We start from the raw sequence: 19,596 nt of genomic DNA, 5'->3' as shown, positions 1-19,596 counted from the left end.
GAGAAAACCCAATACCATCAAGTCGCGAAACAAGAACCGGAGCGCAACAAAAAGGGGGCCAGAGCGGCCCCCTTTTCCGAACTTCCGGGATCTTAGAACTGATCCGCCGAGAGCGCCATCACCGGGTCGGCCCCGCTTTCGATCCGCGTCAAATGCATGGAACAAGCCGGCAATTGCCGCGCCATGTAATAGCGCCCGGTGGCAATCTTGCCCTCGTAAAACGCGGTATCCGTCGCGCCACCATCAAGTGCGGTATAGGCGGCCTTGGCCATCCGGGTCCACATGAGCCCAAGGCAGACATGCCCCATCATATGCATGAAGTCATAGCTGCCAGAGAGCGCCGCATTGGGGTTTTTCATGCCGTTTTGCATGAAGAACATCCCCGCCGTTTGCAGCTGCTTTGAAGCCACCTTCAGCGCCTCGGTGAAGGGTGTCATCCGCGCATCACCCTCATGCGCTTTGCATTCGGCCTTCACCATTTCAAAGAACGCCATCAAGGGCTTGCCCCCATCGGCGGCGAGCTTGCGGCCCACAAGGTCAAGCGCCTGCACCCCGTTTGCGCCTTCATAGATCATCGTGATCCGCGCATCGCGGGTGAACTGGCTCATGCCCTGTTCTTCAATATAGCCATGCCCGCCCCAGACCTGCTGGGCCTGCACGCAGGCTTCAAAGCCTTTGTCGGTCAGGAACCCTTTGATCACCGGGGTCATCAGCGAAATCAGCCCCTCGGCCTCGTGATCTTGCATCAGATGCGCGCGGTCGATCAGCGTCGCCCCCCAATAGGTGAAGGCCCGTGCCCCTTCGAGGAAACTTTTTTGATCCATCAAGCTGCGACGAATATCGGGGTGCACAATCAGCGGATCGGCAGCGCCCCCCGGATTTTCCGCCCCGGTCACAGCGCGGCCTTGAAGCCGGTCTTTGGCGTAAGCGACCGCATTTTGATAGGCCGCCTCGGCCACCGCATAGCCTTGCAAGCCCACGCCCAGCCGGGCTTCGTTCATCATCGTGAACATCGCGCGCATGCCTTTGTGCAGATCGCCCAACAGGTAGCCCGTCGCGCCATCGTAGTTCATCACGCAGGTGGCAGAGCCGTGGATGCCCATTTTATGCTCCACCTTGCCCGCGCTCACTGCATTGCGCGCGCCCAAGCTGCCATCCGCGTTCACAAGGAATTTCGGCACGATGAAAAGCGAAATCCCCTTCGTGCCCTCGCCCCCGCCCGGCGCTTTGGCCAGCACAAGGTGGATGATATTCTCGGCCAGATCGTGCTCGCCCGCCGAGATGAAAATCTTGGTGCCGGTGATGCTGTAGCTGCCATCTTCCTGCGGCTCGGCCTTGGTGCGTAAAAGCCCCAGATCGGTGCCGCAATGCGGCTCGGTCAGGTTCATGGTCCCGGTCCAGTCGCAAGCGATCATCTTCGGCAGGAAGGTCGCTTTCTGTTCTTCGGTCCCATGCGCCTCAATCGCCGAGACCGCGCCATGCGTCAGCCCCTGATACATGTTGAACGCCATGTTGGAAGACACAAACATCTCCCCCACCGCGCAGTTGAGCACATAGGGCATGCCCTGCCCGCCATATTCCGGGTTGCAATCGAGCGCGGTCCAGCCGCCCTCTTTCATCGCGGCAAAGGCAGCATCAAAGCCTTTGGGGGTGCGCACAGCGCCATTTTCCAGCACGCAGCCCTCGTGATCGCCAACCGCGTTCAGCGGGGCCAGCACCTCAGACGAGACCTTGCCCGCAGCATCAAGCACAGCCTCGGTGAAATCGCGCTCCATATCCGCATAGCCCGGCACATCTTGCTCGGCCACTTTCAGCAATTCATGCAGCACGAATTGCATATCGCGCACATTGGCGGTGTAACTCGTCATGATCCTCTCCCTTCTCCCGACCCGGGGACAGGATCACTCGGCCGAATTGGCCAGCTTCTCCTCGCCCCAAGCAATCTGCTTCGCCAACTCGTCGATCGCCTGACCGAGTTCGTCGCGCTGGCGCTCCATCTCCTCCAGCCGTTGACGCGCCAATTTCAGCGTCTCGGCCAATTGCGTGCGCTGCTGGTCCCCCATGTCGTAGAGGTCCAGAAGCTGGCGAATATCCTCAAGGCTGAAGCCAAAGCGCTTGCCACGCAAAATCAGCTTCAACCGCGCCCGGTCACGCCGAGTAAACAGCCGCTTCTGCCCCTCACGTTGCGGAAACAGCAACTCTTTCGCCTCGTAGAACCGCAAGGTGCGCGGCGTCACCTCAAAGGCGTCGCACATCTCGCGGATCGTCATCAGTTCGTCACTCATCGTGCCGCCCCATGCTTTCCTTAGGGTAATGTAGGGCGGCGGATGAATTTTCCGAGCCCATATTACATTTGAAGTTGACGTTCGCGTCACCGTAACGTCGCGTCACAGTGACGTTGACGTAATGTCAGGAAGAAAACAGCAGGAAAATGGAAAAACCGTTACGATCCATTGTCATACCGTCGCGGCGGGCGATCGAAAGCGCCCGCGCCCTACGCAATCGTATCTCTTTCTAATCCTTAAGCGTTTCCGCGACATCGTCGCGCAATTGCCGCAAATCGGTGATCGCAGCTTGAAGATCGTCGAGTTGGCCTGTCAGCACGCCTAGCTGGCGATCCGCCAATTCGATCCAAGCGCGGTTTTGCGCCTCGGTGCCTTGGTGATCATAGATCAGCAGCCATTGGCGCAATTCCTCAAGGCTGAACCCAAAGCGCCGCCCGCGCAAAATCAGCGTCATCCGCGCCACTTCGCGGGGCCCATAAAACCGCGCCCGCCCCTCCTTTTGCGGCGAAAGCAGCTCGATATATTCGTAGTAACGCAAGGTGCGCGGCGTCACATCGAAGCGCGCGCACATCTCCTTAAAGCTTAGCACATCTGCCATGGTCTCCCCCCTCCCCTGGGCGATCCAGACTGTCTGCGCGGAAGCTAACGCTTGGGACAGGCTGCTTCAACTCCCCATCCGCTTGCGCTTGGCGCGCCGTCGCGGCATCGTTTGCCAAACGGAGGGCAGCATGAGCGCGGATAAACTCACTTTGGCGCGGCAATTCATCGAGGCGATCCCGCATGCGCAGGCGCTGGAAATGCGGTTTGAATCCCTTGGCGACGGCAAAGCCGTGCTGTCGATGCCGTGGCGCGAGGAATTGGTCGGCGATCCGCGCACCGGGGTGATTCATGGCGGCGCAGTTTCCGCACTGATGGATACCTGCTGTGGCGCGGCCGTGATCAGCCACCCAGAAACGCCCGCAGGCACAGCGACGATTGATCTGCGGATCGACTATATGCGCGCCGCGACGCCCCGCCAGCGTATTACCGCGCGCGCAGAGGTCTATCACATGACCCGCACCGTCGCCTTTTTGCGTGCCACCGCACATGATGAAGAAGATGGGCTGCCCGTGGCCACCGCAACCGGGGCTTTTACCGTCGAACGCCCGAAAGGGGGTGCGCAATGAGCCGCCCGAAACCCGAACCCGTTCAAGTGGTCAAACAACGCCGCGATGCCGCTTTGCGCGCGCTGGTCTCTGGCGTGCCCTATATCCGCTTTTTGGGCATTGAGTTTGAACGCCGCGGCGATGAACTGACCGCCGTTTTGAACTATGACAACAAGCTGATCGGCAACCCATTGCTGCCCGCGCTGCATGGCGGTGTGACAGCGGCGTTCATGGAAGTGGCCGCGATTATGGAACTGAGCTGGTCCACGCTTTGGGAAGATATCGAAGCGGGGCGGATTGATCTGACCGCGCCCGATCCGGTACTGCCGCGCCTGCCCAAAACCATTGACTTCACTGTGGATTATCTGCGCTCCGGCCTGCCGCGCGATGCCTATGCCCGCGCGCGGGTAAATCGCTCCGGGCGGCGCTATGCCTCCGTGCATGTGGAGGCGTGGCAAGACAATCGCGCCAAGCTGTTTGCCCAAGCCACAGGGCATTTTCTGATGCCGGACCGCAGCGCGGATGTCTGAGGTTACCCACCGCCGCGTTTTAAAAATCGCTGCCCCGATCGTGATCTCCAACGCCACCGTTCCCCTACTGGGCGCGGTGGATACCGGCGTTGTCGGCCAAATGGGGGCGGCGGCACCTATTGGCGCGGTCGGGATTGGCGCGGTGATCCTCGCCTCGGTCTATTGGATTTTTGGCTTTTTGCGCATGGGCACCACCGGGCTTGTCGCCCAGGCCAAGGGCGAGGGAGATGCCCAAGAGGTCGCCGCCGGGCTGTTGCGCGCGCTTCTTATCGCCGGGGCGGCAGGGCTCGGGCTGATCGCCTTGCAACTGCCCCTTTTCTGGGCTGCCTTCCAGATCGCCCCCGCCTCAGAAGAGGTGGAAGCTTTGGCGCGGCAATATCTAGCCATCCGCATCTGGGGCGCCCCCGCCACCATTGCACTTTACGCCTTCACCGGCTGGCTAATCGCGCTGGAACGCACCCGCGCGGTGCTGCTGTTGCAAGTGGCGATGAACGGGCTGAATGTCGGGCTCGATCTGCTGTTTGTGTTGGGCTTTGGCTGGGGCGTGCAAGGCGTCGCTGGGGCCACCTTGATCTCAGAACTCGCCGGGCTGGCCTTGGCTTTGTGGCTCACCCGCACGACTTTTGCTGCAGGGCTTAGCCGGGCTGCGCTCTTCTCAGCCGCGCCGCTCAAACAAATGGCACGCGTCAATACCGATATCATGATCCGTTCGGTGATCTTGCAAGGCAGCTTCACCACCTTCTTGTTCCTTGGCGCGGGGCAAGGGGATGTGAAACTCGCCGCCAATCAGGTGCTGTTGCAGTTTTTGCAAATCACCGCCTTCGCGCTGGATGGCTTTGCCTTCGCCGCTGAAAGCCTTGTCGGCCAAGCCGTGGGCGCACGGGCCCCCGCACGGCTGCGACGCGCCGCCATCGTTTCGGCGCAATGGGGTGTCGCGGGCGCAGTGGCGCTTGGGGTGGTGTTCACGCTCTTTGGCGGACCAATCATTGACCTCATGACCACGGCCCCGATGGTGCGCGAGGTCGCGCGAGATTTCCTGCCTTGGCTCATCGCGGCACCGCTGATTGGCATTGCCTCATGGATGTTTGACGGCATCTTCATCGGCGCCACACTTACGCGCGAGATGCGCAATGCGATGATCTTTTCCGTCGCGGTCTATATTGCCGCGCTTTTCGTGCTGGTCCCCACCTTTGGCAACCACGGGCTTTGGGCAGCGCTGATGGTGCTCAACGCCACGCGCGGCGTGGCGATGGGGCGGCTTTATCCGCGCGCCGAATTGAAAGCGGCCCCCAGATCGCTCTAGGGGCCGCCAAATCTTACCTTCGACTTTGTCGAAATGTCCCGGGGGTCCGGGGGCAGCGCCCACGGCCTTTGGCTCAGCGCGAGCGGATCATCCCCATGATCTCCAGCGTTTTCGCCAAGATCGGCTGCGCAATCTCATCGGCCTTCGCCGCGCCTTCGCCCAAGATCCGGTCGATCTCGGCAGGGTCGTTCATCAAGCGGCTCATTTCCGTGCTGATCGGCTCCAATTTCGAAACCGCCAAATCGGCCAAAGCTGGTTTGAAGGCCCCAAAGCCCTGCCCGCCGAATTCGCCCAGCACTTGCGCGGGCGTCATATCGGCGAGCGCCGCATAGATGTTCACAAGGTTGCGCGCCTCGGCCCGGCCCTCAAGCCCCTCCACCGTTTCCGGCAGCGGCTCGGGATCGGTCACCGCCTTGCGGAACTTCTTGGCGATCGTATCGGCATCATCCGTGAGGTTAATCCGGCTTGCATCCGACGGGTCCGATTTCGACATTTTCTTCGAACCATCGCGCAGGCTCATCACCCGCGTGGCGGCCCCTTCGATCAGCGGCAGCGGCGCGGGGAAGAAATCGACCCCATAGTCATGGTTGAACTTCGCGGCGATGTCGCGCGTCAGCTCCACATGCTGCTTTTGGTCCTCGCCCACCGGCACCATCGTCGCGTGGTAAACCAGAATGTCCGCCGCCATCAGCGAGGGGTAAGCAAACAGGCCAAGCGACTGCTTCTCGGCATTTTTGCCCGCCTTGTCCTTCCACTGCGTCATGCGGTTCATCCAGCCCATCCGCGCGACACAGTTGAGAGCCCAGCCCAGCTCTGCATGGGCCGACACTTGGCTTTGGTTGAACAAGATCGAGCGCGACGGGTCGATGCCCGAGGCCAAGAACCCTGCCGCCGCTTCACGCGTTTGCCGCTTCAAGGCTTCCGGGTCTTGCCACACCGTGATCGCATGCAGATCGACCAAGCAATAGATCGTCTCGATCCCCTCATCTTGCTTTTGTGCAAAACGCTTCAGCGCCCCCAAATAGTTGCCCAGCGTCAAGTTGCCCGAGGGCTGGATGCCGGAAAAAATGCGCGGCGTGAACTTGGCGTTGATATCTTCGGGAGTTTCTAGGGCTTTGGCAGTCATGATAGGGCTCCGGGCTGGAAATACGGACCATCAGCGCTTATCGCTAAAGGGCGCGCGGCGCAATGTTGCGCCCGAAGGGAGAGACAATGCATCACGGCTATAACGAAAAACCAGTCAACCCGCTGCCCACCGTGGTTTGGATACTGGTCGCGCCGATGATCGTCACTGAGATCATCTTTGCGCTGGCAAATACGGGCGTTATGGGCACCAGCGCGATTGGCTGGCGCTATGAAATTTTGGGCCAGTTGGGCTTCGACCCAGAGGGCTTCCGGCGCATGATCGCGGTGCAAGATTGGTCGGTGCGCCCGCTCGCGACGCTGATCAGCTATGCCTTTGTGCACACAAGCCTGACGCATGCGGCCTTTGTGGTGGTGTTCACCCTTGCGATTGGCAAATTCGTGGGCGAGGTGTTTGCCGGTTGGGCCGTTGCCGCGGTCTTTCTGGGGGCTTCGATCTTGGGCGGGCTCGTCTATGCGCTTATGCCCTTTACCAGCGGCTTTTTGATCGGCGGCTATCCGGGCGCTTATGGGCTGATTGGCGCCTTTACCTGGCTTTTGTGGATGAAGCTTGGCCCCGGTGATCCAAACCGGATGCGGGCGTTTTCGCTGATTGGGATGCTAGCGGGTTTGCAACTGGTCTTTGGCGCGCTTTTCGGTGCGCGCCCCGATTGGATCGCGCAATTCGCGGGCTTTGGCGTGGGATTTTTGCTCAGCTTCATCGTCGCGCCCGGCGGCTGGCGGCACCTGCTGCGCAAGCTGCGCAAACGCTAAAATTGGCGGGGGCCGTTACCGGCCCCGCCGCACCGCCGATTTGAAATCGCTCAGCCGGAATGCGCCAATCACCGCACCGGACCCGAAATAGCTTACAATCCCAATGCCAATCAGCCCGGCAAGCGCCAAGTAGCGCCAGCTTGCCATATGCAGCGCGGGGTCAAGGAACAGATCGCCAAGCCAAAGGCACAGCCCCATCACGGCAGAGGCCACGGCAATGCGCGGCGCGCGTTTGCGCAAGCCATCATCCAGCGTGACGCTTTCGCCCATCGCGCGGCTACCAAGCCACAACTGCACCACCATCACCCAAGCGGCGAGTGTGGTGGCCAGCGCGGCGGCGATATAGCCCAAAAGAAACGCCAACCCCACCGCGAGCACCGCATTCACCACCATCGCAACGAGCGCGTAATGGAACGGGCTGCGGGTATCTTCGCGGGCAAAGAACAAGGGTTGCAGCACCTTTTGCAGCACGAAAGCGGGCAGCCCCACGCCATATACCGCGACGGCCAACGCTGTCGCCACCGTGTCTTCCGGGCCAAAGCGGCCGCGCTCAAACAAGACCGTCGTCAACGGCTCGGCGATCACGACCAGCGCAACGGCGGCGGGCAGCGTGAGGGCAAGGCAAAACTCGGTCGCGCGGTTAAAACTATGCCGCGCGCCTGCGGCATCGCCGTTTTGCAAGCGGCGCGACAGGTCCGGCAACAGCACCACACCAATCGCAATCGCCACCACGCCAAGCGGCAATTGATAAAGCCGGTCAGCGTTATAAAGCCACGCCACCGCATCGTCGAAATAGCTGGAGACCTGCCGCCCGACGAGCAGGTTGATCTGCACCACCCCGCCCGCAAGCATGGCCGGCGCAGCCACCGCAGCAAGCCGCTTCATATCGGGCGAAAGCCGCGGCAAGCGTGGGATCAGGCGGATACCCGCGCGCCGCGCCGCCTCCCAAACGAGCGCAAGCTGCGCCACCCCAGCCACAGGAACCGCCCACGTGATGGCTAGCCCCGGATCGAGCCCAAACCGCGGTACCGCCCAAAGCGCCGCGACAAACGTAAGGTTCAAAAGCACCGGCGCCGCCGCCGCCGCCGCAAAACGCCCGGAGGCATTGAGAACACCCGAGGCAAGCGCAGCAAGCGAGATGAAGAAAATATAGGGGAAGGCGATCCGCGAGAAGCCGACGGTCAGATCGAACTTCTCGCCCTCAAACCCAGAGGCCATAAGATAGACAAGACCGGGCATGAACAGTTGCGCCACGAGCGTCAGGGCCAGCACGACCGTCGCCAATCCCGCCATTGCCTCGCGCGCAAACTCCTCCGCCCCGGCGCCGCTTTCCAGCTTTTTGGAAAACATTGGCACGAAGGCGGTGTTGAACGCGCCTTCTGCAAAGAAGCGACGAAACATATTGGGCAGCGAAAACGCCACGATGAAGGCCTGCGCGGCAGGCCCGGTCCCCAAAACAGCGGCAATCCAGGCGTCGCGCACGAAGCCAAGGATGCGGCTCGCCATCGTCCAGCCGCCCACCGTAAAAAAGCCGCGCACCAAACGGATCGGTGTCATGATTGTTCTGCCGCCCTTTCGGCCCCACGCGTGATCGCCTCACGCAGGCGTTTTTCCAGCGCCTCTTGGCGCGATTTGGAATGCAGCTTCAGCCCGAACATGTCCTTGACATAGAAGGTGTCGACCACCTGCGCGCCATAGGTCGCGATCACCGCAGAGGCGATATAGATGTTCGAAGCCGCCAAGGCCCGCGTCAGATCATAAAGCAGGCCGGGCCGGTCGCGGGTATCCACCTCGACGATCGTGTAAATATCCGAGCCTTCGTTGTCGATGGTGACATGGGTCGGGAATTTGAACTCGCGTTCGCGCTTTTTGAGCTTATCGCGGTCTTTCAGCGCATCACGCGCGACCACCTCGCCCTTGAGCGTGCGCTCGATCATTTTGCGCAGGCGCGGCAGGCGCGAGGCCTCATAGGGGTGACCCTCGGCATCCTGTATCCAAAAGACCGCCGTGGCATAGCCGTCTTTCGAGGTATAGGTGCGCGCGTCCACGACGTTTGCGCCCACCAGCGCCAGCGCCCCCGCAAGCCGCGAGAAGATACCCGGGTGATCGCCCAGCGCGAAAGAGGCACGCGTAGCGTCGTGATCCGGGTCTGGGTGCAGGTCGATGCGAATTTCGTCATCGCCCAAACCGCGCAAAAGCTTGGCCAAATCGGCATGGGTGCCGGTGGTGAGGCCCTGCCAGTACGGGTCATAATGGCGGGCAAGCTCCGCCCGCAGATCTTTGGCATCCCAATCCGCAAGCGCTTCGCGCAAGGCCTTCTTGGCGGCATCCGAGCGTTGCGCACGGTTCACCGCCTCAAGCCCATGTTCCAGCGCGCGCGCGGTTTCCGAATGCAACCGCCGTAGAAGCGAGGCTTTCCAGTTGTTCCACACATTCGGACCAACGCCGCGAATGTCGCAAACCGTCAGCACCGTGAGCAGATCGAGCCGCTTGCGGTTTTTCACCTGTTTGGCGAATTCGCGGATCGTGCGCGGGTCGCTCAGGTCGCGTTTTTGCGCCACATCGGACATCAGCAGGTGGTTGCGGATAAGCCATTCCACGGTTTCGCAATCTTCCGCATTCAGCCCCAAGCGCGGAGCCACTTTGCGCGAGATTTTCGCCCCAAGGATCGAATGATCCTCGGGCCGTCCTTTGCCGATGTCATGCAAAAGCAGCGCCACATACAGCACGCGGCGGTTCACCCCCTCGTCCAAGATATGCGACGAGAGCGGCAGATCTTCGGTCAACTCACTGCGCTCGATCTGCGCGAGCGTCGAAATCACCTGAATCGTGTGCTCGTCCACCGTGTAGCTGTGATACATGTTGAACTGCATCATCGCCACAATCGGTTCAAACTCGGGGATGAAGGCGGCCAAAACGCCCATTTCATTCATCCGCCGCAGAGCACGTTCCGGGTTGCCGTGCTTCAAAAGCAGATCAAGAAAGATCCGCGCGGCTTCCTTGTCTTCGCGCATTTTGTCGTCGATGCGGCGCAGGTTGGCCGAAATCAGCCGCATCGCATCAGGGTGAATCAACATCCCCGTGCGCAAAGCCTCTTCAAAGATCCGCAGGAAATTGAGCGGGTCCGACAGAAAAGCATCGCGGTCCGAAATATTGATCCGGCCGATGTCGTCAATGAAAGGCGCCATCAGCGGGCGACGGCGACGGAACAGCCGCTTGAGCACCGGGGCGGGCTTGGCGTGCTGTTGTTCCAGCACCGTCAAAAAGATCCGCGTGACCTCCCCCACCTGCGTGGCATGGCGGAAGTAATGCTGCATGAAGACCTCAACCCCACGGCGGCCCGCCATGTCGCTGAACCCCATGCGCCTTGCCACCTCCACTTGCGCATCGAAAGAAAGCTGATCCGAGGCGCGGTTGGCGATCAGATGCAAATGACAGCGCACCGCCCAAAGGAAGTCTTCGGCCTGTTGGAAAGCCCGAAATTCCTCGACGGTGAACACCCCCAAGCCCACAAGATCGGCGGTATCATTCACGCCGTGGATATATTTGGCGATCCAGTAAAGCGTTTGCAGGTCGCGCAACCCGCCCTTGCCCTCTTTCACGTTCGGCTCAAGCACATAGCGTTGCCCGCCTTGGCGGCGGTGCCGCTCGGCCCGTTCGGCAAGCTTCGCCTCAATGAACTCCGGCCCGGTGGATTTGAAAAGGTCGTTGCGCAGGGTCTGGTCGAGCTTTTCGGCCAAAGGCGCATCGCCACAGATCGGGCGGTTTTCCAAAAGCGCGGTGCGGATCGTGATATCTTCACGGCCAAGGCGCAGGCAATCATCCACCGTGCGGGAGGAATGGCCGACCTTCAGCTTCAGATCCCACAGCATGTAGAGCATGCTTTCGATCACACTCTCGGCCCAAGCGGTGATCTTGTAGGGCGTCAGGAACAAGAGATCGACGTCAGAAAACGGTGCCATCTCGGCACGGCCATAACCGCCCACAGCCAGCACCGAGATATTCTCCGCCGCGGTGCGCGGCTGTACCGGATGCAGCCGCGTGGTCGCAACGTGGAAAACCGCGCACACCAGCCCATCGGTCATATTGGCATAGGCCTGCACCGTGGCTTCGGCGCTGCGAGGATGGGTCTCGAAATCCGCCACGATCTGCGGCAGCGCCATCTCTCGCTGTTCGGAGAGGAACTTCACCGTTTCTGCCCGCAGACCTTTTGCATCCGTTGCCGTCAGCCGCGCATCGAGCGCAGTCAAAAGTGCGGGGGTATCGAAAAGCAAGGGCGCCCCGGCATCTGCCGGGGCGATCAGTTTAGTGTCACTCACGTGAGCCTCATGTCCCTATTGGCCTCGCGGCACGGGTTGGGTTGGGCGGTCGGCTTAGAAGCCGAACCCGCCGAAAGAGCGCGGCGCCGCATCAATCACGACCACCCGCCCGTCACGAATTTCAGCCACAGCAAGGCCGCGTTCATTGGTGCCATCGGGGCGCAGACGGAAGATACCATTCACGCCAACAAAGCCCGAGGGTTGGGTCAGCGCGGCACGGCCCAGCGGGTCGGGATTGCGCGATTTCACCAACGCACCAATCGCCGCGATCCCATCATAGGCAAGCCCGGCGATCGGATGCGGCGCGGAGCCATAGGCCGTTTGATAGCGCGCGCTGAACCGCTCATTCAGGTTCGGATCAGGCAATGCGAACCACCCCCCTTGCAGCCCCGGCAGCGCCATTGCGGCAGGCGGCGTGTCCCACCGGGTCAGGCCGATAAATTTGGTGACGGCGGGGTTCACGCCCTGCTCGGGCAACATCTGCGCCAAAAGCGGCAGCGCACCGCCCGCGTCGGAGGTGATAAAGAGCGCATCCACCCCACCCGCTTTCACACGGCTGGCGATTTGCGGCACGGCATTGACCACATCGGTTTGCGAATAGGGGAAGCTCACCTCACCCGCGACCGAGCCACCAAAGCGCCCAACGGCGGTTTTGATCGCACTGGCGCCCACTTGGCCCGCAAGCGTCTGCTCGCTCACAACCAAAATCCGGCGCTTGCCTTGCGACACGGCGAAGGACGCCATCCGGTTCGCGGTATTGGGGAAAGTCGGCCCCAAGACAAAGAGGTTGCCGCCCGCGATATCGGTGTTGTTGGAAAAGGCCAGAACGCTCACACCACGATCCGCCACCGCGACAGCTGCCGCATTGGCAGAGCCGGAATAAACCGGGCCAAGAATGATCTTTGCCCCCTCATCCACGGCTTTTGTCGCCATCGCAGCGGCCTGCGCGGGCTGTGCGCCAGTGTTGTAGATGCGCAGGTCTATCTTCACGCCATTGAGGTCAGAAATCGCCAATTCCGCTGCTTGGCGCAGCGACGTTGCCAAGAATTCGTCATTCGTCTCCCCCGAGCCCGAGGGGACAAGAAGCGCCACGGGCACGGCTTCGCCCGCGCCAAGGCTCGGACCAGCACCGCCACCGGGAATCGGTTCGCAAGCTGCCAGCCACAAAGCTGAGAACAGAATGAACAGCCGCAACAGGGGGTTGCGGGAGATGCGCAAAGTAGCGAACATGAAATGGGCCTCCGGATCGGCGGGGGTTTAACTGTGGCGAACCCTAAGCGTTCCGCCTTAATAAGTAAACTTGGCTTGGCAGCGGGACGCATAACCATGACAGCGGATAACGACTTGGGCGAAAGCGTGCCGATGCAAAACGAAACCTTCGGCGGCGCGCCGCGCAAACCGGCACCGGGGCTGCACTTCATTGCCACCCCCATCGGCACCGCGCGCGATATTACCCTGCGCGCGCTGGATATTTTGCGCATGGCAGATGTGCTTGCCGCCGAAGACACGCGCACCTTGCGCCATCTGATGGAAATTCACGGTATTCCGCTCAATGGCCGCGCGGTGGTCGCCTATCACGATCATAATGGCGAACAAGCCCGCCCGCGTCTTTTGGCGGCTTTGGCCGAAGGCAAATCGGTCGGCTACGCATCTGAGGCAGGCACGCCCTTGGTGGCGGACCCCGGCTTTCAATTGGGCCGCGCCGCCATTGCCGAGGGCTATGACGTCTTTGCCGCGCCCGGCCCATCGGCGGTGCTCGCCGCGCTGACCGTCTCTGGCCTGCCGTCGGATCGGTTCCTATTTGCGGGCTTTCCGCCCAACACGCAAAGCGCGCGCCGCAAGTGGCTTTCTGAAATGGCTGATCTGCAAGCCACGGTGATCTTCTATGAATCACCCAAACGGGTGGCGGCCATGCTCGCCGATTTGGCAGAAACCTTTGGGCCCGAGCGTCGCGCCGTTTTGTGCCGCGAACTCACCAAACGCTTTGAAGAAGTGCGCCGGGGCACCGTAGCGGAACTGATCGAGAGCCTCGAAACCGCGCCCATCAAGGGTGAGATTGTGGTCTTGCTGGATCGCCCGCACGGCCCCCGCTTTGGCCCCGAAGATATTGATGCCGCGTTGCGCGATAGGCTTGGCCGGATGCGGGTGAAAGAGGCGGCGAGCGAAGTTGCGCAAGCCCTCGGCCTACCCCGGCGCGAGGTCTACCAACGCGCGCTTGCACTTGACCGTGATGGGGAATGATCGCCGTAGCACGCGGGGCCGCATGGCCCATCACGCGGGCCTTGCTGCCGAGGCACAGGTGGCCCAACACTACGAACGCGCGGGATTTTCGATCCTCGCCACCCGCTGGCGCGGCCAATATGGCGGCGAGATTGATCTGATCATTTCCCGCGATGGCGTGGTGGTCTTTGTCGAGGTGAAACACTCCGCCACACATGCAAGCGCCGCCGAACATCTGCTCCCCAAGCAACTGAACCGCATCGCGCTTTCGGCGGAAGAATTCGTCGCCGCCCGCCCCGAACTGGCCGCAACAGACATGCGGCTGGATCTTGCGTTGGTCGATCAGCGCGGCGTTATCGAAATTGTCGAAAATGCACATATATTCGGCTGAAGTCCTCACGGGCTGTTCACCACGCTGCGGATTGCATCGCCTCCCCGCGCGGGGCATCTAGAGATGAATGAAAGGGGGCGTCATGGCCTTGAAAGTAGCACTGCAAATGGACCCAATCGCCGGGATCGACATCTCGGGCGACAGCACCTTCCGCATTGGGCTTGAGGCGCAGGCGCGTGGCCACAGCCTATTTTACTACACGCCCGACAAGATGTTTTACCGCGAAGGCAAGGTGATGGCGCGCGGCTGGCCGCTGGAGTTGCGCCGCGAGAAGGGCAACCATTTCAGCTTGGGCGATGAGGTTGAGGTCGATCTGGCCAGCCTTGACGTGGTTTGGCTGCGCCAAGACCCGCCCTTTGACATGGGCTATATCACCACCACCCACCTGTTGGACCGCATTCACCCCAAAACCTTGGTGGTCAACAACCCGTTTTGGGTGCGTAACTACCCCGAAAAACTGCTGGTGCTGGATTTTCCAGACCTGACGCCGCCCACTTTGGTCGCGCGCGATCTGCAGGTGATCCGCGATTTCAAAGCCAAGCATGGCGATGTGATTTTGAAGCCGCTTTACGGCAATGGCGGCGCGGGGGTGTTCCGGCTTGATGCGAATGACCGCAACCTTGCCTCGCTGCATGAGCTGTTTAGCGGCATCAACCGTGAGCCGCTGATTGTGCAAAAATACCTGCCTGCGGTGACCCAAGGTGACAAACGTATCTTGCTGGTGAATGGCGAGCCGGTCGGCGCGATCAACCGCGTCCCTGCAGCGGGCGAAACCCGCTCCAACATGCATGTGGGTGGGCGGCCAGAACCCACCAAGCTTACCGATCGCGAGCTAGAGATTTGCGCCGCCATCGGCCCGCTTCTGCGCGAAAAGGGGCAGATTTTTGTCGGCATCGACGTGATTGGCGATTGGCTCACAGAGATCAACGTGACCTCCCCCACCGGCCTGCAAGAGCTTGAGCGGTTTGATGGCACCAATGCCGCCGCCCGCATTTGGGAGGTGATCGAGGCCGAGCGGGAGGCCGCGCAATGAGCCTGCAACTGACCCTTCTGAACGCGGCGCTGCGTCTGACCACCAAACCCTATCTGCGCAAGGTTTCGGAGCCTGAGAAGCTGCGCAATGATATGGAGCGCTGGGCCCGCTATGGCGCACGCTCGGCCCCTTGCACGGTGGCGGTGCCGATGAGTTTGGCGGGGCGTCCGGCGCTTTCGATCCGCTCGGGCAAGACCATCCCCGACAAGGTGATTTTGCATTTCCACGGCGGTGCTTTCATCGCGGGCAGCCCCAACACGCATAAAGCGATGCTGAGTCGGCTGGCGCGGCTGGCGCAGGTAGAGGTGATTGCCCCCGCCTATCGGCTGGCGCCCGAACACCCCTACCCCGCCGCGCTCAATGATGCCGAAGCCGCGTTTGAGGATTTGGTGGCTAAGGGCTACGCGGCAGAAAACATTGTGCTTTCGGGCGATAGTGCCGGGGCAGGCTTGGCGCTGTCGCTGCTGGCGCGGCTGTGCAAAGCGGGGCATCGGCCTGCGGGGATCATTGCGTTTTCGCCTTGGACGGACCTAACCGGGGCCTCGCCTTCACTGGTGCTTTTGGAAGACCGGGACCCGATGCTTGCTGCCGAGCGGATGGAAGAGGTCGCGCAATATTACCTCAACGGCCACCGCGCCGATGACCCGGCCGTGTCCCCGCTTTACGCCAGCTACCCCAATTGCCCGCCGGTGCTTTTGCAAACCTCGGAACGCGATATTTTGCGCGATGATGCGATGTTCTTGGAGCACAAACTGCGCGACGCGGGCGTTGATGTGACGCTGCAGCTTTGGCCCGATGCACCCCATGTCTGGCAGATGTTCGATGGCTGGGTGCCAGAAGCACGCGCGGCGCTGCGCGATGCCGCCGATTTCGCGCGCAAATGCCTTAGCCTGTCTGCGCGAAACTGATCCGGTAACTCACAGCTTCCGCCAAATGGGGGGCGCGCACTTGGGCCGCGCCCTCTAGGTCCGCAATCGTGCGTGCGGTGCGCAAGACGCGGTGATAGCCACGCGCGGTCAGCCCAAAGCGTTCTGACACTTTGCCCAACAATTCGCGCCCCTCGGCATCGAGCGGCGCAATCTCTTCCAACACCGCCCCTTCGGCTTCGGCATTCACCCGCACGCTCGTGTGATGTTCATAGCGTTTGGCCTGCACGTCGCGCGCCTGTGCCACCCGTGCGGCCACCGTGCCGGAACTATCGCCTGCGGAGGGTAGGTCTAACTCCCGCCAATCCACCCCCGGCACTTCAATCCGCAGATCAAACCGATCCATCAGCGGGCCGGAAATGCGCCCAAGATAATCCGCCCCGCATTGCGGTACCCGCGCGCACGCCCGCGCCGGGTCGCCTAGGTAACCGCAGCGGCAGGGGTTCGCCGCGGCAATTAACAAAAACCGGCAAGGGTAGCGCACATGGGCGTTGGCGCGGGCCACCACAACCTCGCCGGTTTCAATCGGTTGGCGCAGCGTCTCCAGCACCGTGCGGGGAAATTCGGGGAACTCATCCATGAACAAAACGCCATTATGCGCCAAGCTCACCTCGCCCGGCTTCGCCCCACGCCCGCCGCCGATCATCGCCGCCATCGAGGCAGTATGATGCGGCTCGCGAAAGGGGCGCGTGCGAGAAATGCCACCTTCGGACAAAAGCCCCGAAAGCGAATGTACCATCGAGGTCTCCAACGCCTCCATCGCCGAAAGCGGCGGCAAAATGCCCGGCAGCCGCGCGGCCAGCATCGACTTCCCCGACCCCGGCGGGCCAACCAAAAACAGATGATGACGCCCAGCGGCGGCAATTTCCAAAGCGCGTTTGGCCCGTTCTTGGCCTTTCACATCACGCAAATCACGCGGGCTTTGCGGCGCCACCACCTCGCCCGGTTGCGCGGGGGCAAGCGGCCTTTGACCGCTCAAATGCTGCAAAGCTTCGGTCAGCGTGGCGGGGCCAAAAACGTCGGTCGCACCAACCCACGCGGCTTCGGCCCCACAATCCTGCGGGCAGATGAGCGCCTTATCTTCGCTTGCCGCTGCCATTGCGGCAGGAAGCGCACCGACCACGGGCACCAATCGCCCATCAAGCGCCAATTCGCCAATCGCGACCAACCCCTCCACCTCTTCGCGGGGCACAATGTCGATGGCCGCCAAAAGCGCCAAAGCGATGGGCAGATCGAAATGCGAGCCTTCTTTGGGCAAATCGGCAGGCGAAAGGTTGATGGTAATGCGCCGCATCGGCAGCGCAATCGACAACGCCGCCAAAGCCGCCCGCACCCGCTCTTTCGCCTCGCTCACGGCTTTGTCCGGCAGGCCCACGATGGAGAAAGAAGGCATACCGGTGGCCAAGGCGCATTGGACCTCAACCGGGCGCGCCTCGACCCCTTCAAAGGCCACGGTATAGGTTCTGGCCACCATGCACACACCACCCAAACACTTACCCAACACTGCCCCGCCAGCATGGTCCGCAAGGGGGAATGCGATCAAGAATTTTCCCGCTATGAGGGAATCGCTTTAGCGCAACGCAAGCGGCTTTCGAGGCTTGAAATTATGCATCCCAGCCTCAACAAACCGCGAAAAATGCCACTCACGTAGCCGTGATGCGCAATATTCTACGTATTTCCAAAAGGTTGCCTCTGCGCATTTCCGAACACTGAATTTTTTGTGACGCACAGTGCAACCAAAAGACATCGGTGCGCGTTTCTGTCACAGTGACCGCAGGGAGCAAGCCAACAGCGGGTCGCAGAACCCGGGGAGACTGGACATGGCACTCGATGGAATGACAGACGACACCCTAGCGCGGCAAGCAATGCGCGCCGAATATCTGGATGCCGAGACCGAGGCGAACCTCGCCCGCGCGTGGCGCGACCACCGCGATGAGGTTGCACTTCATCGGCTCGTCAGCGCTTACATGCGGCTCGCCGTTTCGATGGCCTCAAAGTTCCGCCGCTACGGCGCGCCGATGAATGACCTCATTCAGGAAGCCTCGCTCGGGCTGATGAAAGCGGCCGATAAATTCGACCCAGATCGCGGCGTGCGCTTTTCGACCTATGCGGTTTGGTGGATCAAAGCCTCAATCCAAGAATTTGTGATGCGCAACTGGTCGATGGTGCGCACGGGTTCGACCTCTTCGCAAAAGGCGCTGTTTTTCAATATGCGCCGGGTGCAGGCGCAAATTCTGCGCGAAGCCCAAGCCGAGGGCGAAGAGCTTGACGGCGCGCAATTGCGCCAGCGGGTCGCCACCAGCATTGGCGTGCCGCTTGCCGATGTGGAGATGATGGAGGGCCGCCTTGCGGGCTCTGACTTCTCGCTCAATGCGCCGCAATCTTCGGATGAAGAAGGGCGCGAATGGGTAGATGCGCTGGAAGATGATGGCGCGGGCCCCGAAACCCGCGTGACCGAGGCGCATGACGGCGCGCTGATGCGCAACTGGTTGGGCGAGGCGATGGATAACCTCTCGGGCCGCGAGCGTTACATTGTGGTGCAACGTCGCTTGATCGACGCGCCCCGGACGCTTGAAAGCTTGGGCGAAGAACTGGGCCTTTCGAAAGAGCGGATCCGCCAGCTGGAAGCCCAAGCCTTTGGCAAAATGCGCAAAAGCTTGGAAAGCCGTGGCCCGGAGGTGGCGAACTTCTTCGTATGAAGCGCCCGCTCCTTGCCCTTACCCTTTGCTTGACCGCGGCGCCGCTTGGTGCCGCGGAAATTTCTGCGTCCGTCCTGTCTGCAAAGATTACCGAGGCCGCGCCGCAGGTGCTGGTTTTGGGCGAATTGCATGACAATCCAACCCATCACCTGACCCAAGCGGCCGCGGTGGCAGCGTTGAAGCCCAAGGCGCTGGTCTTTGAAATGCTCTCGCCCGTGCAGGCCGCGCAGGTGACGCCCGAGTTAATTTCTACCCCTGAAGACCTTGGCCAAGTTCTTGGCTGGGAAGCGGCGGGCTGGCCGGATTTCGCGATTTACGCGCCGATCTTTGAGGCGGCACCAGATGCGCGCTATTACGGCGCCGCTTTGCCGCGTGAAACCGTGCGCCGCGCCATGAGCGAGGCGCTGCCCGACATCTTCCCCGAGGCGGCGGCTTATGGCCTCGACCAGCCCTACCCTGCTGATCTGCAAGCCACGCTCGAAACCCAAGCGCAGGAAGATCATTGCAACGCCCTGCCGCCCGAATTGCTGCCCGGTATGGTCGCGGCACAACGGCTGCGCGACGGCGCTTTTGCGGCGACCACCCTGCAAGCGCTCCAAGAAACGGGTGGCCCGGTTGCACTGATCACCGGCTCGGGCCATGCCCGCACCGACCGCGCCGTACCAGCGCTGATTGCCCATGCCGCGCCACAGGTCAAAGTGATCTCGCTTGGCCAACTTGAGCGCCCGAGCGATGGCAGCCTAAACCCCGATCAACCCTATGATTGGTGGATCGTCACCGCGCCAACCGAGCGCGAAGACCCCTGCGCCGCCTTCCAATAACTTGCGCCCCCGGCCCTGCCGCCCTACA

General features: G+C 61.5%; 18 protein-coding genes. 10 read left to right on the top strand and 8 right to left on the bottom strand.

Annotated elements, in window-relative coordinates; translation table 11 throughout:
• Positions 1–92: 92 nt before the first annotated feature.
• The 3 genes from BW967_RS11505 to BW967_RS11495 form a co-directional block, all read right to left on the bottom strand.
• Positions 93–1,868 (bottom strand): acyl-CoA dehydrogenase C-terminal domain-containing protein, encoded by a 1,776-nt coding sequence (locus BW967_RS11505; protein ID WP_076485212.1) that lies wholly within the window; start codon positions 1,866–1,868, stop codon positions 93–95.
• A gap of 33 nt (positions 1,869–1,901) precedes the next feature.
• A complete protein-coding gene (locus BW967_RS11500; protein ID WP_170952538.1) occupies positions 1,902–2,285 on the bottom strand; it encodes a MerR family transcriptional regulator in 384 nt (127 codons plus the stop codon).
• A 229-nt stretch (positions 2,286–2,514) separates the two neighbouring features.
• Positions 2,515–2,883 (bottom strand): MerR family transcriptional regulator, encoded by a 369-nt coding sequence (locus BW967_RS11495; RefSeq protein ID WP_076485211.1) that lies wholly within the window; start codon positions 2,881–2,883, stop codon positions 2,515–2,517.
• Between the two features lie 130 nt (positions 2,884–3,013).
• On the opposite strand from BW967_RS11495, the gene BW967_RS11490 reads away from it, so the two are divergent.
• The 3 genes from BW967_RS11490 to BW967_RS11480 are packed head-to-tail and all read left to right on the top strand — an operon-like array spanning position 3,014 to position 5,263.
• Complete coding sequence (locus BW967_RS11490; protein WP_076485210.1) at positions 3,014–3,451, top strand: PaaI family thioesterase; 438 nt, start codon at positions 3,014–3,016, stop codon at positions 3,449–3,451.
• Positions 3,448–3,960, top strand: coding sequence for a PaaI family thioesterase (locus tag BW967_RS11485; protein WP_076485209.1), 513 nt, complete (start codon positions 3,448–3,450; stop codon positions 3,958–3,960). Before BW967_RS11490 ends, BW967_RS11485 begins: the two co-directional genes overlap by 4 nt.
• Complete coding sequence (locus BW967_RS11480) at positions 3,953–5,263, top strand: MATE family efflux transporter (RefSeq protein WP_076485208.1); 1,311 nt, start codon at positions 3,953–3,955, stop codon at positions 5,261–5,263. Before BW967_RS11485 ends, BW967_RS11480 begins: the two co-directional genes overlap by 8 nt.
• Before the next feature lie 73 nt (positions 5,264–5,336).
• Here BW967_RS11480 and trpS read toward each other — a convergent pair whose 3' ends face one another.
• Complete coding sequence (gene trpS / locus BW967_RS11475) at positions 5,337–6,389, bottom strand: tryptophan--tRNA ligase (protein WP_076485207.1); 1,053 nt, start codon at positions 6,387–6,389, stop codon at positions 5,337–5,339.
• A gap of 86 nt (positions 6,390–6,475) precedes the next feature.
• Here trpS and BW967_RS11470 point away from each other — a divergent pair, with 86 nt between their 5' ends.
• Positions 6,476–7,159: a rhomboid family intramembrane serine protease gene (locus BW967_RS11470; protein ID WP_076485206.1), complete on the top strand. Its 684-nt coding sequence runs from the start codon at positions 6,476–6,478 to the stop codon at positions 7,157–7,159.
• A gap of 15 nt (positions 7,160–7,174) precedes the next feature.
• Here the strand turns inward: BW967_RS11470 and murJ are convergent, their stop codons facing one another.
• Genes murJ through BW967_RS11455 form a run of 3 tightly spaced genes read right to left on the bottom strand, consistent with a single transcriptional unit; the run spans position 7,175 to position 12,708 of the window.
• Positions 7,175–8,716 carry a murein biosynthesis integral membrane protein MurJ gene (gene murJ, locus BW967_RS11465; RefSeq protein ID WP_076485205.1) on the bottom strand — a complete coding sequence of 514 codons (1,542 nt, stop codon included), beginning with the start codon at positions 8,714–8,716 and terminating at the stop codon, positions 7,175–7,177.
• The gene (locus tag BW967_RS11460; protein ID WP_076485204.1) at positions 8,713–11,478 is read right to left on the bottom strand and encodes a [protein-PII] uridylyltransferase; all 2,766 of its coding nucleotides are present in this window, start codon (positions 11,476–11,478) and stop codon (positions 8,713–8,715) included. The genes murJ and BW967_RS11460 overlap by 4 nt, the downstream gene beginning before the upstream one ends.
• Before the next feature lie 54 nt (positions 11,479–11,532).
• Positions 11,533–12,708 (bottom strand): penicillin-binding protein activator, encoded by a 1,176-nt coding sequence (locus BW967_RS11455; RefSeq protein WP_076485203.1) that lies wholly within the window; start codon positions 12,706–12,708, stop codon positions 11,533–11,535.
• A gap of 96 nt (positions 12,709–12,804) precedes the next feature.
• Here BW967_RS11455 and rsmI point away from each other — a divergent pair, with 96 nt between their 5' ends.
• The 4 genes from rsmI to BW967_RS11435 all read left to right on the top strand — a co-directional run bounded on the left by rsmI (position 12,805) and on the right by BW967_RS11435 (position 16,030).
• Positions 12,805–13,719 carry a 16S rRNA (cytidine(1402)-2'-O)-methyltransferase gene (gene rsmI, locus BW967_RS11450; RefSeq protein WP_076485202.1) on the top strand — a complete coding sequence of 305 codons (915 nt, stop codon included), beginning with the start codon at positions 12,805–12,807 and terminating at the stop codon, positions 13,717–13,719.
• Between the two features lie 22 nt (positions 13,720–13,741).
• A complete protein-coding gene (locus BW967_RS11445) occupies positions 13,742–14,089 on the top strand; it encodes a YraN family protein (RefSeq protein ID WP_245826539.1) in 348 nt (115 codons plus the stop codon).
• Between the two features lie 82 nt (positions 14,090–14,171).
• Entirely contained in the window at positions 14,172–15,122 is a 951-nt protein-coding gene (gene gshB, locus BW967_RS11440; protein ID WP_076485200.1) for a glutathione synthase, read from the top strand.
• Positions 15,119–16,030: an alpha/beta hydrolase gene (locus tag BW967_RS11435; RefSeq protein WP_076485199.1), complete on the top strand. Its 912-nt coding sequence runs from the start codon at positions 15,119–15,121 to the stop codon at positions 16,028–16,030. Before gshB ends, BW967_RS11435 begins: the two co-directional genes overlap by 4 nt.
• On the opposite strand, the gene BW967_RS11430 is transcribed toward BW967_RS11435, so the two are convergent.
• Complete coding sequence (locus tag BW967_RS11430) at positions 16,008–17,522, bottom strand: YifB family Mg chelatase-like AAA ATPase (protein ID WP_076485198.1); 1,515 nt, start codon at positions 17,520–17,522, stop codon at positions 16,008–16,010. The genes BW967_RS11435 and BW967_RS11430 overlap by 23 nt on opposite strands.
• Before the next feature lie 346 nt (positions 17,523–17,868).
• Here BW967_RS11430 and BW967_RS11425 point away from each other — a divergent pair, with 346 nt between their 5' ends.
• Complete coding sequence (locus tag BW967_RS11425; protein WP_076485197.1) at positions 17,869–18,747, top strand: RNA polymerase factor sigma-32; 879 nt, start codon at positions 17,869–17,871, stop codon at positions 18,745–18,747.
• Positions 18,744–19,568, top strand: coding sequence for a ChaN family lipoprotein (locus tag BW967_RS11420; RefSeq protein WP_076485196.1), 825 nt, complete (start codon positions 18,744–18,746; stop codon positions 19,566–19,568). The genes BW967_RS11425 and BW967_RS11420 overlap by 4 nt, the downstream gene beginning before the upstream one ends.
• The last annotated feature ends 28 nt before the right edge of the window (positions 19,569–19,596 follow it).

Source organism: Rhodobacter aestuarii (assembly GCF_900156655.1).
Classification (GTDB): Bacteria; Pseudomonadota; Alphaproteobacteria; order Rhodobacterales; family Rhodobacteraceae; genus Rhodobacter; species Rhodobacter aestuarii.
Note: the sequence above shows the minus strand (reverse complement) of the source record. Positions and strands in the feature narration are given on the sequence as shown.